Raw genomic sequence first — 12,925 nt, forward strand, 5'->3', positions numbered from 1 at the left:
GATCGATCTTGGCAACCGTTTCGTACCTCTCGACGGCTGGAGTGGCCGCGGCGGCCGCGACGGCCGAGACGCCCGCGGCGGCCGGCACCACTGGAACCGCTGGGGCGGCCCGCGCAGGTCGCCCTGCGCCGGCCGCGCCGCGGATCAGATGACGCCGAAGGCGATCATCGCGTCGGCGACCTTGCGGAAGCCGGCGACGTTCGCGCCCACCACGTAGTCGCCGGGGCGGCCGTACTCCTCGGCCGTCTCGAGGCAGGTGCGGTGGATGCCGACCATGATGTCGGTGAGCCGGCCCTCGGTGTAGTCGAAGGACCAGGCGTCGCGCGAGGCGTTCTGCTGCATCTCCAGGGCGCTGGTCGCGACGCCGCCGGCGTTCGCGGCCTTGCCCGGACCGTAGGCGATGCCCGCCTCGCGGAACACCTCGACGGCGTCGGGCGTGCAGGGCATGTTCGCGCCCTCGGAGACCGCCTTGACCCCGTTCTTCACGAGGGTGCGGGCGGCGTCGACGTCGAGCTCGTTCTGGGTGGCGCTGGGCAGGGCGATGTCCACGGGGACGTCCCACACGCTGCCGCCCTCGACGAAGCGGGAGCGGCCGCCGCGGCGATCGGCGTACTCGGCGATGCGGCCGCGCTCGACCTCCTTGATCTGCTTGAGCAGCTCGAGGTCCAGGCCGTCCTCGTCCACGACGTAGCCGGAGGAGTCCGAAGCGGTCACGGCGATGCCGCCCAGCTGGGCGGTCTTCTCCGCCGCGTAGATCGCGACGTTGCCGGAGCCGGAGATCGCGACCTTGCGGCCGTCGAAGGACTCGCCGCGAGCCTTGAGCATCTCGTCGGCGAAGATGGCCGCGCCGTAGCCGGTGGCCTCCTTGCGCACGAGCGAGCCGCCCCAGTCCAGGCCCTTGCCGGTGAGGGTGCCGGCCTCGTACTTGTTGGTCAGGCGCTTGTACTGGCCGAACAGGTAGCCGATCTCGCGGGCGCCCACGCCGATGTCGCCGGCGGGGACGTCGGTGTACTCGCCGATGTGGCGGTGCAGCTCCGTCATGAAGGACTGGCAGAAGCGCATGACCTCGCCGTCGGAGCGGCCGTGCGGGTCGAAGTCGGACCCGCCCTTGCCGCCGCCGATGGGCAGACCGGTCAGGGAGTTCTTGAAGATCTGCTCGAAGCCGAGGAACTTCACGATGCCCACGTTCACCGAGGGGTGGAAGCGCAGGCCGCCCTTGTACGGGCCCAGCGCCGAGTTGTACTCGACGCGGAAGCCGCGGTTGACCTGGACGGTGCCCTGGTCATCGACCCACGGGACACGGAAGATGATCTGGCGCTCCGGCTCGCACAGGCGGGTGATGATGCCCTGGTCCGTGTACTCGGGGTGGCGGTCCTGGATGACCTCCAGCGACGAGAACACCTCGCGCACGGCCTGGTGGAACTCCGGCTCTCCCGGATTGCGACGCAGTACAGCGTCGTAGGTCTCCTGCAGGGTCGAATCGAGCATCGCGGTCCTTTCGCTCGGGGCAGGTGAGGGCACACAGGTGTGCCCGGGCCTTCAACAGGTGGGGCGCTGGGGACACACTACGAGCCATGGCGTCTCACGTCACGGGACGATCGTCCTGCGGGACGGGACGAGGGGCCGACGGCGGCTGCGCGGTCGGCCGACGACCGCGCCGCATGTCCCGCTCGCGCGCGTTCCCGCCGTCCCCTCGCCCGCGCGCTCCCGCGGAGCGTACAGTCGTACACATGACCGCTCTTCGACCGGCCCGGGCCGCGGCGCCCCCGGCCCGACTCCGCCGCGCCCGCTGGGCGGTGGCGGCGCTGTTCCTCACCAACGGCGCCCTGCTCGCCAACGTGCTCCCCCGCTACCCCGAGATCAAGCAGGGCCTGGGACTCGCGAACTCCACGTACGGGCTGGCCATCGCCGCATTCCCCACCGGCGCGATCCTCGCCGGGCTCGCGGCGGCGCCCGCGATCCGGCGCCTCGGATCGGCCCGGGCGGCGACCATCGGCACAGTGCTGACGGCGCTCGCGCTGCTGATGGTCTCGGCCGCGCCGTCGGCCGCGATGTTCGCGCTCGCGCTGGGCCTCGCGGGCGCGTGCGACGCGATCACGGACGTCGCCCAGAACGCCCACGGGCTGCGCGTGCAGCGCGCCTACAGCCGCTCGATCCTCAACTCGTTCCACGCGGTGTGGTCGATCGGAGCAGTGCTGGGCGGCTCGATGGCCGCCGGGGCGATCGCCCTCCGCCTGCCGCTCGGGATCCACCTGACGGTCTCGGCCGTGCTCTTCGCCGTCATCTCGCTGGTCGCGCTGCGCTACTGCCTGCCCGGGAAGGACGAGGGAGCGCAGGACGCACCGGACGCGGCCCCGCCCCGGAGGCGGAGACCGCGGCGGACGCGCCGACCGAGGAGGAGACGCCCCCTCGCGACCCGTCGGCCGACGACGCCGAGCCCCGGGAGCCCGCTCCGCGCCCGGCCGCCGGCCCCCGCGTCCCCACGCGCATTCTCCTGCTGCTCGCGGCGCTGGTGGTGCTCGCGATCGGCGGCACCGTCGTCGAGGACTCCGGCAACTCGTGGGCCGCACTGTTCCTCGGGCGCGACCTGGGCGCGAGCGCGGCCGTCGCCGCCTACGGGTACATCGCGCTGGTCGGGGCGCAGTTCGTCGGCCGCCTCATCGGGGACCGCATGGTCGACCGTTTCGGCCAGCGGGCAGTCGCCCGGGCGGGCGGGCTCCTCATCGCCGTCGGCATGGCCACGGCCCTCGCGGTCGCGACGGTCCCCGCCGTCATCCTCGGCTTCGCCGCGGCGGGCCTGGGCTGCGCGACGCTGGTCCCCGCCGCCATGGGGCACGCCGATGAGCTGCCCGGCCTGCGCCACGGCACCGGGTTGACCGTGGTCTCCTGGCTCATGCGGCTCGGCTTCCTCGCCTCGCCCCCGGTGGTCGGGCTGATCGCCGATGCCGCATCCCTGCGTGTCGGCCTGCTGGTGGTGCCGGTCGCGGGTCTCGCCGTCATCGTCGCGGCGGGCGCGCTGCGCGGCCGGCGGACGTGATCGAGGGGGCGGAGCTCAGCCCTCGTCGGCCCCACGCGCGATCCGCGCGAGGGCGTCGGCCGCGAGGCCCTCGCTCGAGGGATCCGCGTGCAGGGCCCGGTGGATCGTGAGCCCCTCGTTCATGGCGTCGAGGATCTGCCCGGTGCGCGGGTCGACGAAGGGGTCGAGGGTCGCGCGGGTGCGCGTCATCCAGGTGGTGGTGATGTCGCGGAACTCGGGCCTGCGTGCGGCGAGCGTGTAGAGCTCGAGGGTGAGGACCAGATCCCGCTGCGTGGCCAGGACGTCCTCGTCGATGTTCCGGCTGAACTCGGCGAGCGCGTCGTCGAGGTCCTCGGCCGCGGCCATGCGCCGCTCGGCCTGCTGGGCGACGGAGTCGGCGAAGCGTGTGAAGGCCTCGCGGAGCAGGTCGTCCATGCCGTTGAAGTGGTAGGTCATCGAGCCGAGGGGGACGTCGGCCGCGGCGGCGACGCGGCGGTGCGAGGTGCCCGCCAGCCCGTGCTCGGCGATCACGTCGAGGCACGCGTCGATGATGCGGTCGCGGCGATCCGGGTCGTGCCGGCGCGGACGGGGGAGGCGGGCAGCGCGCGGACGCGACGCCGGGTCGTCGTCCTGCTCGATCGAGGAGGGGCTCATCGCACCCTCAGCCCCGCCCGCCGTGCACGAGCGCGTGGAGACGATCGACGAACGCCCGGGACATCCGCTCGCTCGCGGACATCACGCGGAGAGGTCGCTTCCCCCGCACGCGGATGCGGACGATGCCGCTGAGGAGCCACGGGCGGAACTCCGCGTCCAGCACCTCCGCCGGGGCCGCCTGCTGCTTGAGGCGCCAGGGCTGGAAGGGCAGCTGGCGCATGCGCATCACGCGCTGGTCCGTGATGACCAGGATCGAGTCCCACCACGTCCATCCCTCGCCCTCGAGCGCGAGCAGCACCGTCTCGTCGTCCCGCAGGAACTTCTGGGCGAAGCGCCTCCAGGCGACTGCCGGCGGCGCCTCGCCGTCCGCATCGCTCGCGCCGAGCGCGGCGACGAGGGAGGCGAGGGTGTCGGAGGTCTGCGTCACCCGGTCGAGTCTAGGCCCGCCGACCGCGCCGCCGTTCGCCGGCCGCGCCGCCCGGCGCCTGGGCCCCTCTCCCGAGGCCTCAGACCCCGACGCCCTCGAAGGCCCCGCGGAACCGGGCCGCGGGATGCGAGTCCGGCAGCCGGTCGGTGCCCGAGAGCCGCCCGCGCAGGGTTCCGTCCCGCTGCGGCAGGCGCCCGCGCTCGCGCAGGATCGGCGAGACCAGCTCGGCGAAGTCCCGCACCGTGTCGAAGGAGTGGTACTGGCGCAGGTTGATGCCGTCGATGCCCTCGACGTCGAGCCAGTGCTCGATCGCGTCGGCCACGACCTCGGGCGTCCCGGCCACGAAGAAGCGGTCCTGCCAGGCCTCGTCGACCGCGTCGAGCAGGTCGCCGACGGTCTCATGCGCCCCCTTGCGGCCGACGGGGGTGTCGGCGGGGAGGCCCTCGATCTCGAGTGCCTCGGCGATGGTGCGCTCGCGCGGGTGGTCGAGCGCGCGGATCGGCACGGACTGGTGGACGAGCATGCCCTCGGTCGAGCGATGCGCCTTGTAGCGGGCGAGCTTCTCGTCGACCTCCTCCTGGGTGGGGGCGGTGATCACGGCCGCCTGGACCACGAACTTCGGGTCGGAGGCGTCTCGCCCGGCCGCCACGGCGGCCTCGCGCACGGCGGGCACGGTGCGCTCGAGCAGCGGGCCGTGGGTGAAGACGATCTCGGCGTGCTCGCCGGCCCGCTTCGCGCCCGCGGGAGAGGCGGTCGCGAGGATCAGCGCAGGCGTGCGCTGCGGTGACGGCTCGGCCAGGTGCGGGCCGGCGACGCGGAAGTTCGCGCCCTCGTGGTCGATCCGGTGCACCTTCGCGGGGTCGGTGTAGACCGCGCCCTCGGCGTCGCGCACCACGGCGCCGTCGTCCCAGGAGCCCTCCCACAGCTTGTAGAGCACCTCGAGGTACTCGTCGGCGATCTCGTAGCGGTGATCGTGCTCGATCTCCTCGGAGAGGCCGAAGTTGCGGGCGGCATTGGGAAGGTAAGAGGTGACGATGTTCCAGCCCACGCGGCCGCCGGTGAGGTGGTCGAGCGTCGACATGCGGCGCGCGAAGGCGAAGGGCGGCTCGTAGCTCGTGGAGAACGTGATGCCGAAGCCCAGGCGCTCGGTGACCGCGGCCATCGCCGGGACCACGAGCATCGGATCGTTGCTGGGGATCTGCAGCCCCTCGCGCAGCGCGGTCTCGGCCGAGCCGCCGTAGACGTCGTAGGCGCCCTGGACGTCGGCCAGGAAGATCGCGGTGAACCCGCCGTCCTCGGCGATCCGCGCGAGCTCCGTCCAGTAGTCCAGCTCGGTGTAGCGGTGGCGGTTGTTCCCGGGCAGGCGCCACAGCCCGTGCGTGATGTGGCCGACGCAGTTCATCTCGAACAGGTTGAGGATGAGCGGTTTGGGCGACATGGACCGTCCTGGGTGATCAGCGGGTGCGGGTGGGGCTCGACGTCCTGCACTCTCCGCCGCCGGGTCGCGCGGGCGCATCCCGTGTGACGGCGCATGACGGCGTATGCCGTCGTCCGCCCGCGCCGGGCACGCAGGAGACGTCCGGCGTCGCAGGCCGTCACAAACCTTTGGCGGCTCATCACTCCTGCTTAGGGTCGGGCGGGTCCGACCGGATCCGACGCCGATCCCGTGCCCCGCCTCCGCCTCGTCCCAGCACATCCCGCCCCGCACACCAGGAGCCGCCCATGCGACCCCGCCCCGCCCTCGCCGCCGTCGCCGCGGCCGCCGTCCTCGCGGTGCTCGCCGGCTGCGGGACCGCCGACCCCTCCGCCTCCCTGCCCGCGGGCACGAAGGAGGGCGGCGACCTCGTGTACGCCACCGACCGCGAGCCCACCTGCCTGGACCCCCACAACAGCGGCGACATGCCGCAGACCTACATCGCCCGCCAGTACCTCGACTCGCTGGTCTCGATGAAGGCCGACGGCACGGTCGTGCCCTGGCTCGCCCAGTCCTGGCACGTGTCCAAGGACGGTCTGACCTACGACTTCCACCTGAAGAAGGGCGTGGAGTTCACCGACGGGGAGCCGCTGGACGCGGATGCGGTGGTCGCGAACTTCGAGCAGATCATGGACCCGGACACGCAGTCCTCGACCGACCTGCTGTACCTCTCGCCGTACTTCGAGAAAGCCACCGCGGTCTCCGAGCACACCGTGCGCGTGACCCTCAAGCGCCCCTACTCGCCGCTGCTCACGGTGCTCTCGCAGGCGTTCTTCGGCATCGAGTCACCGAAGGCGATGGCCCGCGGCCTCGAGGCGAACTGCGCGGCGCCCGTCGGCACCGGCCCCTTCAAGGTCACCGAGTGGAAGCGGAACCAGGAGGTCGTGCTGGTGCGCAACGACGACTACGACTCCGCCCCGGCCGACGCGAAGCACCAGGGCCCCGCCTACCTCGAGAAGGTCACCTGGCGGTTCCTCAAGGACAACACCGCCCGCTTCGGCGCCCTGCAGTCCGGGAAGGCGCAGGCCATCTTCAACCTTCCGCCCGAATCCGTGCCCGCGGCGAGCGCCGACTCCCGCATCGACACCGACGACTTCGTGCACTCCGGCGTCCCCTTCGCCCTCGACCTCAACACCGACAGCCCGCAGCTGTCCGACGTGCGCGTGCGCCGGGCGATCGTGCATGCGGCCGACGCCCCCGGGATCGTCGAGAGCGCCTACGGGGGCGTCTTCCCCTACGAGGGCAACGCCCTGTCCAGCGGCACCCCCGACTACGACGAGAGCTACCACGAGCCCTTCCCCTACGACCCGGACAAGGCGGCGGCGCTGCTCGACGAGGCGGGCTGGACGGGCCGCGACGCGGACGGCTACCGCACGAAGAACGGGAAGACCCTCACGCTGCGCCTGCCCTATAACTCGGATCCGGGCGAGACGCCCCCGGCGGACCTCACGACCTTCCAGAACTTCCAGGCCATGGAGAAGCGGGCCGGGATCAAGGTGGAGCTGCAGCCGAAGGACGCGGCCTCGATGACCGCAATCAAGCAGGACCCCACCACCTACGACGTCAAGGGCGGCTACTGGAACAGCCCCACGCCCGGCGTCATGTACATCAAGTTCTCCAAGGAGACCCTCGACATCGACAACGGGCAGAACGTGGCGCGCGACTACGACGACGAGCTCGATCGGACCCTCGTACAGGCCGCCGGCACCACCGACCCCGAGAAGCAGCAGCAGCTGTACTCCAAGGCCCAGGGGATCCTCACGTCCCAGGCCTGGCACCTGCCGCTCTATCCCGTCCAGACGCGCCTGGCGACGAGGTCCGACCAGGTCCGGGACATCTGGATCGAGCCCAGCGAGGGCGAGCCCGTGCTGCACGACGCCTACCTGATCCGGGACGGAGCCTGAGATGACCGCAGAGACAGCAATCGCCCCCTCCGGCCCTCGCCCCGCGCTCCTCGCCCGCCTGCGCGCCTCCCTCGGCGGGCGGATCGCCCTGCGGATCCTCTCCGCCCTCGTCCTGCTGTGGGCCGTCGCGACCATCGTGTTCTTCCTGCAGCACCTGGTGCCGGGCGATCCGGCGCTCGCGATCCTGGGCGGCGCCTCGGCGAACCCGCCGCCGGAGACCGTCGCCGCGGTGCGCGCGCAGTACGGCTTCGACCAGCCCCTGCTCGTGCAGTACGCGGACTTCCTGGGCGGTCTCGTGCGCGGGGACCTCGGCAGCTCGTACACGATGAAGGAACCGGTGGCCCGGATCATCGCCGAGCAGATCGTCCCCACCCTGCAGCTGACCGGCGCATCCCTCGCGATCGCCTGGGCGATCGCGATCGGCAGCACCCTGCTCACTGCCGCCCGTCCCGGCCTCGCCGCGCGCATCGGCTCGGGCCTCGAGGTGGTACTCGCCGCCCTCCCCCACTTCTGGCTCGGCGTGGTGCTGCTCGTCGTGTTCGCGGTGACCCTGCACTGGCTGCCCGTGGTCGACGACGGCCCGGCGGGACTCGTGCTGCCCGCGCTCACCCTGGGCGTGCCGCTCGGCGGGTTCCTCGCCCAGGTCACGCGGGACGAGTTCGACGCCGCCTCCCGCCAGCCCTTCGTGCTCTCCGCCCTCTCGCGCGGCACGCGCCCCCGTGACGTGCGGTGGCGCCACGTCCTGCGCCATGCCGCCCTGCCGGGGATCGCGCTCTCGGGGTGGGGGCTGGGCTCGCTGATCTCCGGCGCGGTCGTGGTCGAGGTGATCTTCTCCCGCCAGGGCATCGGCCAGGTGCTGGTGACGGCCGTGACCTCGCAGGACCTCCCGCTCGTGATCGGGGTGACCTTCGTGGTCGCGCTGGTCTACGTGATCGCGAACATCCTCACCGACCTCGCCGCCGTGGCCGTTGACCCGCGGCTGCGCACCTCGATCGGAGGCGCCTCATGACCGCGCTCGCCACCGCACCGGAGACCGCCGCCCCGGCGGCCGGCTCCCGACCCCGCGCCCGACGGACACGCCCCGCGACCGCCCTGCGCAGCGTGAGCTTCTGGCTCGCGGCCGTGGTGGTCGCCCTGGTGCTGCTCGCGGCGATCGCGCCGGGGCTGCTCGCCCCGCAGGACCCGCTCGAGATCAGCCTCGGCGAGAGCTTCGACGCCCCCAGCGCCGCGCACGTCTTCGGCACCGACCAGTCGGGCCGCGACGTGTTCTCGCGCGTGGTGCACGGCGCCGGGCAGTCGCTCGCGATCGGCCTCGGCGCGACCGCGATCGGCCTCGTCGGGGCGATCGCACTGGGGCTGCTCGGCGGCCTCGGCGGACGCCTGGCCGACGCCTCGGTGACCCGCGTGATCGAGGTGCTCTACGCCTTCCCCGGGATCCTGCTGGCGCTCATCCTCATCGCCGTCTACGGCAGCAGCGCGCTCACGCAGATGGTCGCCGTGGGCGTCGCGACCATGCCCGGCTATGCCCGCATGGTGCGCGGCCAGGTGCTCGCCGTGAAGGGCTCGCTGTACGTGGAGTCCGCCCGCGCCCTCGGCCACTCCCCCGCGCGGATACTCGCGCGCACGATCCTCCCGAACGCCTTCCGCCCGCTCACCGTGCTGGTGACCCTCGGGGTGGGGCAGGCGATCGTGTGGGCCGCGGCGCTGGGCTTCCTGGGCATGGGCGTGCAGCCGCCCACCGCCGAGTGGGGCGCCATGCTCAACGCCGGCCGCACCTACATCCAGCAGGCCTGGTGGATGGACTTCTTCCCCGGCATCACGATCGTCGTCTTCACCCTGTCCCTCACCGTGCTGGGCCGTCACCTGCAGCGCGCCGCCGATTCCGGAGCCTCCCGATGAACGCCCTGATCACCGCAGAGAACCTCTCGGTCGCCTTCGACGGGGACGAGGTCGTGCACGACGTCTCGCTCGCGCTCCGCCCGGGCAGCTGCCTGGGGATCGTGGGCGAGTCCGGCTCCGGGAAGTCGGTGACCGCCCGCAGCCTGCTGGGGCTGAACGGCGAGCGCGCGGAGGTGCGCGCCGATCATCTCGAGGCGGCCGGCACCGACCTGCTGCGGGCGACCGACGCCCAGCTGCGCGCCCTGCGCGGCCGCCGCATCGGCTACGTGCTGCAGGACGCCCTGGTCTCCCTCGATCCGCTGCGCCGCGTGGGCGCGGAGATCGCCGAGCCCCTGCGCGTCCACGGCGTGCCGCGGCGCGCGCGAGAGGGCCGGGTGCACGAGCTGCTCGCGGCCGCCGGCGTCCCCGAGCCCGAGCTGCGCGCGCGTCAGCTGCCCAGCGAGCTCTCCGGCGGTCTGCGCCAGCGCGCGCTGATCGCCGCGGCGCTCGCCCTGGACCCCGAGGTCCTGATCGCCGACGAGCCCACCACCGCCCTCGACGTCACCGTGCAGGCGCAGATCCTCTCGCTGCTCGAGGCGAACCTGGCCGCAGGACGCGCGATCATCCTCATCAGCCACGACCTCGCCGTCGTCGAGCGCCTGGCCGACGAGGTGCTGGTGATGAAGGACGGTCGCATCGTCGAGCAGGGGCCCACGTCCCAGGTCCTCTCCCGCCCCGCCGATCCGTACACGCGCCGCCTGCTCGCGGCGGTCCCCTCCGCCCGCTCCCGCGGGTCGCGCCTCTCCGATGCGCCGCCGCTCGAGCTCTCGGCGCGGGACCGGGAGCTGCTCGGCGCGCGTCGCGCGGGAGCAGAGTCCGCGGCCGACCGCGCACCCGCTGCCGAGACCCCGGTGCTGCAGGTCGAGCACGTCTCGAAGCGCTTCCGCGGGCCCGACGGGCGCGAGCGCACCGTCGTGGACGACGTGTCCTTCGCCCTCGCACCGGGCGAGACCCTCGGGATCGTCGGCGAGTCCGGATCCGGGAAGTCGACGACGGCGCGCATCGCCCTGGCTCTCACCGAGCCGAGCGCCGGGCGCGTCCTGCTCGACGGGGAGGCCTGGTCGGGGCTGCGCGAGCGCCGCCGCCGCGACCGTCGGCGCCGCATCTCCGTGGTGCCGCAGGATCCGCTGGGCTCCTTCGACCCGCGCTGGGACGTCGGCCGCACCGTCGCCGACGCGATCCCCGCGGAGGCCGGCGGCTCCTCCCGCAGCGAGGCCCGATCCCGACGGGTGTCCGAGCTGCTCGAGGCCGTGGGGCTCACCGCGGAGCACGCCCGCCGTCATCCGCTGACCCTCTCCGGCGGGCAGCGCCAGCGCGTCGCGATCGCGCGCGCCCTGGCCACCTCGCCGGAGATCCTGGTGCTCGACGAGCCGGTCTCCGCGCTCGACGTGTCCATCCAGGCGCAGGTCCTCGACCTGCTCGGCGACCTCCAGAAGGCCCTCGGCACCGCGCACCTGTTCATCTCCCACGACCTGGGCGTCGTCCACCACGTGTCCGATCGCGTGCTGGTCATGCAGGCGGGCCGCGTGGTGGAGCAGGGCACTGCCGACGAGGTCTTCTTCCGCCCCCGCCACGACTACACCCGGGAGCTCGTCGCCGCGCTCCCCCACCCGACCCTCCAGGAGACCGCATGAGCACCACCACCGCACCCGCCGTCCCGACCGACTCGACGACCGCGGCGACCCCGACCGCCGGGACCGGCGCCCCCGCGTCGCTCGAGGACCTGCGTGCGCGCTTCACGCCCGTGCTGGCCGAGATCGCGGAGGGCGCGGTCGATCGCGAGCGCGAGCGCCGCCTGCCCTTCGCCGAGGTCCGCGCGCTCGCGGACGCGGGCTTCACGGCGATCACCGTCCCGCGCGAGCAGGGCGGGTCCGGGGCCGACGTGGAGACCCTGTTCGGCCTGCTCATCGACCTCGGTGAGGCCGATTCGAACCTCCCGCAGCTGCTGCGCGCCCACTTCGCCTTCGCCAACGGCCTCCTGCTGGGCGACGAGGAGGAGGACCCGAGCACCTGGCAGCGCCTGCTCGCCGACGGCGCCGTCTTCGGCAACGCGAGCCACGAGCGCAGCACCGCCCGGGTCGGGGACCTCGCCACGACCGTCGTCCCCGACGGCGAGGACTTCCTGATCAGCGGCGAGAAGGCGTACTCCACCGGCTCGATCTTCGCGGACTGGATCAACGTCACCGCGCAGACGCCCGACGGCCGCCGCGCCCGCGTGACCGTGCGGCGCGACGATGCCGGCGTCGAGGTACGGGACGACTGGGACGGCTTCGGCCAGCAGCTCACCGGCAGCGGCACCACGGTGCTGCGCGACGTGCGGGTGCCCGCCTCGCGGGTGCGGATCCGGGGCGGGAGCGCGGACGGCCTGCCGACTCCGCAGACCGCATTCCTGCAGCTGGTGCTGCTGTCCTCGCTGGTGGGCGTGGGGCGGGCGGCGCTGCGCGACGGCGTCGAGTTCGTGCGCTCGCGCACCCGCGTCTACTCGCAGGGCAGCGGGGCCACGGCGGCGGAGGACCCGCTGGTCCAGGCGGTCGTCGGCCGGCTCTCGGCGAAGCTCGCCGCCGCGGAGGACTCCGTGCTCGCCGCTGCGCGCGTCCTCGGCCGCGCGCAGGACGCGGTGATCCGCGATCATCGCGACGGGGTGGCGGGCTCGGAGCGCTCGCTCGCCCTCATCGACGCGGCCGAGCTGCGCACCGTGCAGGCGCAGCTCACCGCCGTGGAGAACGTGCTCGCGGTGACCACGCAGCTGTTCGAGGTGGGCGGGGCGTCGGCGACCTCGCGCGGCCGGGCGCTGGACCGGCACTGGCGCAACGCCCGCACCCTGTCCTCGCACAACCCCGCGATCTACCAGGAGCGCGCGATCGGCGACCGGCTGCTCAACGACTCCGAACTGCTCTACTTCTGGTCGACGGGCGAGAAGAAGAAGAGCTGAGGGGAGCCGTAGGGTTCCCTCAGGCCGCCTCGAGCGCCTCCCGGTACGCCGCGAGGGTCGCATCGTCGAAGAGCCAGAAGCGGATCTCCTCGAACCCGCCGAGCGCGGCCGCGGTCTCCCGCACGGTGCGGATCGCGACTGCTGCCGCGCGCTCGACCGGGAAGCGGTAGACGCCGGTCGAGATCGACGGGAAGGCCACGCTGGCCAGGCCGTTCTCGCGTGCGACCTCGAGGCTGCGCCGATAGCACGAGGCGAGCTGGGCGTCCTTCTCCTGCCGGCCGGCCTCGTCGGCCCGCGCCGACCAGACGGGGCCGACGGTGTGGATCACGTGGGCGGCGGGCAGGTCGTGCCCGCCGGTGATCTTCGCGTCGCCGGTCTCGCAGCCGTCGAGCGTGCGGCACTCGGCGAGCAGCCCGGGCCCGGCCGCGCGATGGATCGCGCCGTCGACCCCGCCGCCGCCCAGCAGCGTCGAGTTGGCGGCGTTGACGATCGCGTCGACCTCGCCGTCCGTCGTGATGTCGCCGCGGTGCAGGGTGATCGGGACCGTCGGCTCGCTCATCTGCGCACTTCCCTTCTCACC

General features: G+C 73.2%; 11 protein-coding genes and 1 pseudogene. 7 read left to right on the forward strand and 5 right to left on the reverse strand.

Annotation, left to right across the window (positions count from 1 at the left end):
• Positions 1-144: 144 nt before the first annotated feature.
• Positions 145-1,488, reverse strand: coding sequence for an NADP-specific glutamate dehydrogenase (gene gdhA, locus ACFQ53_RS00005; RefSeq protein WP_377853506.1), 1,344 nt, complete (start codon positions 1,486-1,488; stop codon positions 145-147).
• Positions 1,489-1,730: 242 nt separating this feature from the next.
• Between gdhA and ACFQ53_RS00010 the strand changes: the two are divergent.
• Positions 1,731-2,300 (forward strand): annotated as a pseudogene (locus tag ACFQ53_RS00010) (MFS transporter); the annotation flags it as partial.
• 215 nt (positions 2,301-2,515) lie between these two features.
• Positions 2,516-3,037 carry an MFS transporter gene (locus ACFQ53_RS00015; protein ID WP_377853509.1) on the forward strand — a complete coding sequence of 174 codons (522 nt, stop codon included), beginning with the start codon at positions 2,516-2,518 and terminating at the stop codon, positions 3,035-3,037.
• A gap of 15 nt (positions 3,038-3,052) precedes the next feature.
• Here the strand turns inward: ACFQ53_RS00015 and ACFQ53_RS00020 are convergent, their stop codons facing one another.
• The 3 genes from ACFQ53_RS00020 to ACFQ53_RS00030 all read right to left on the reverse strand — a co-directional run bounded on the left by ACFQ53_RS00020 (position 3,053) and on the right by ACFQ53_RS00030 (position 5,535).
• Positions 3,053-3,670 carry a TetR/AcrR family transcriptional regulator gene (locus ACFQ53_RS00020; protein WP_377853512.1) on the reverse strand — a complete coding sequence of 206 codons (618 nt, stop codon included), beginning with the start codon at positions 3,668-3,670 and terminating at the stop codon, positions 3,053-3,055.
• Between the two features lie 7 nt (positions 3,671-3,677).
• Complete coding sequence (locus ACFQ53_RS00025) at positions 3,678-4,097, reverse strand: hypothetical protein (RefSeq protein WP_377853515.1); 420 nt, start codon at positions 4,095-4,097, stop codon at positions 3,678-3,680.
• Positions 4,098-4,176: 79 nt separating this feature from the next.
• Positions 4,177-5,535, reverse strand: a complete 1,359-nt coding sequence (locus ACFQ53_RS00030; protein ID WP_377853518.1) for an NtaA/DmoA family FMN-dependent monooxygenase — start codon at positions 5,533-5,535, stop codon at positions 4,177-4,179.
• A gap of 284 nt (positions 5,536-5,819) precedes the next feature.
• Between ACFQ53_RS00030 and ACFQ53_RS00035 the strand changes: the two genes are divergently transcribed.
• The 5 genes from ACFQ53_RS00035 to ACFQ53_RS00055 are packed head-to-tail and all read left to right on the forward strand — an operon-like array spanning position 5,820 to position 12,345.
• Positions 5,820-7,475, forward strand: coding sequence for an ABC transporter substrate-binding protein (locus ACFQ53_RS00035; protein ID WP_377853522.1), 1,656 nt, complete (start codon positions 5,820-5,822; stop codon positions 7,473-7,475).
• Between the two features lies 1 nt (position 7,476).
• Positions 7,477-8,484 (forward strand): ABC transporter permease, encoded by a 1,008-nt coding sequence (locus ACFQ53_RS00040; RefSeq protein ID WP_377853525.1) that lies wholly within the window; start codon positions 7,477-7,479, stop codon positions 8,482-8,484.
• Entirely contained in the window at positions 8,481-9,374 is an 894-nt protein-coding gene (locus ACFQ53_RS00045; RefSeq protein WP_377853528.1) for an ABC transporter permease, read from the forward strand. The genes ACFQ53_RS00040 and ACFQ53_RS00045 overlap by 4 nt, the downstream gene beginning before the upstream one ends.
• Positions 9,371-11,047 carry a dipeptide ABC transporter ATP-binding protein gene (locus tag ACFQ53_RS00050; RefSeq protein ID WP_377853531.1) on the forward strand — a complete coding sequence of 559 codons (1,677 nt, stop codon included), beginning with the start codon at positions 9,371-9,373 and terminating at the stop codon, positions 11,045-11,047. The genes ACFQ53_RS00045 and ACFQ53_RS00050 overlap by 4 nt, the downstream gene beginning before the upstream one ends.
• Positions 11,044-12,345 (forward strand): acyl-CoA dehydrogenase family protein, encoded by a 1,302-nt coding sequence (locus ACFQ53_RS00055; RefSeq protein WP_377853534.1) that lies wholly within the window; start codon positions 11,044-11,046, stop codon positions 12,343-12,345. Before ACFQ53_RS00050 ends, ACFQ53_RS00055 begins: the two co-directional genes overlap by 4 nt.
• A gap of 19 nt (positions 12,346-12,364) precedes the next feature.
• Here the strand turns inward: ACFQ53_RS00055 and ACFQ53_RS00060 are convergent, their stop codons facing one another.
• Positions 12,365-12,904, reverse strand: coding sequence for an O-acetyl-ADP-ribose deacetylase (locus tag ACFQ53_RS00060; protein ID WP_377853536.1), 540 nt, complete (start codon positions 12,902-12,904; stop codon positions 12,365-12,367).
• Between the last annotated feature and the right edge of the window lie 21 nt (positions 12,905-12,925).

This window comes from Brachybacterium sp. NPDC056505 (assembly GCF_042794925.1).
GTDB classification, from domain to species: Bacteria; Actinomycetota; Actinomycetes; order Actinomycetales; family Dermabacteraceae; genus Brachybacterium; species Brachybacterium kimchii.

What these genes read in the sequence shown, in the direction of transcription:
- ACFQ53_RS00050 (WP_377853531.1), top strand. Translation starts at nt 9,371, where the DNA reads ATGAACGCCCTGATCACCGCAGAGAACCTCTCGGTCGCCTTCGACGGG.
- ACFQ53_RS00020 (WP_377853512.1), bottom strand. Translation starts at nt 3,670, where the DNA reads ATGAGCCCCTCCTCGATCGAGCAGGACGACGACCCGGCGTCGCGTCCG.
- ACFQ53_RS00030 (WP_377853518.1), bottom strand. Translation starts at nt 5,535, where the DNA reads ATGTCGCCCAAACCGCTCATCCTCAACCTGTTCGAGATGAACTGCGTC.
- gdhA (WP_377853506.1), bottom strand. Translation starts at nt 1,488, where the DNA reads ATGCTCGATTCGACCCTGCAGGAGACCTACGACGCTGTACTGCGTCGC.
- ACFQ53_RS00035 (WP_377853522.1), top strand. Translation starts at nt 5,820, where the DNA reads ATGCGACCCCGCCCCGCCCTCGCCGCCGTCGCCGCGGCCGCCGTCCTC.
- ACFQ53_RS00045 (WP_377853528.1), top strand. Translation starts at nt 8,481, where the DNA reads ATGACCGCGCTCGCCACCGCACCGGAGACCGCCGCCCCGGCGGCCGGC.
- ACFQ53_RS00040 (WP_377853525.1), top strand. Translation starts at nt 7,477, where the DNA reads ATGACCGCAGAGACAGCAATCGCCCCCTCCGGCCCTCGCCCCGCGCTC.
- ACFQ53_RS00055 (WP_377853534.1), top strand. Translation starts at nt 11,044, where the DNA reads ATGAGCACCACCACCGCACCCGCCGTCCCGACCGACTCGACGACCGCG.
- ACFQ53_RS00060 (WP_377853536.1), bottom strand. Translation starts at nt 12,904, where the DNA reads ATGAGCGAGCCGACGGTCCCGATCACCCTGCACCGCGGCGACATCACG.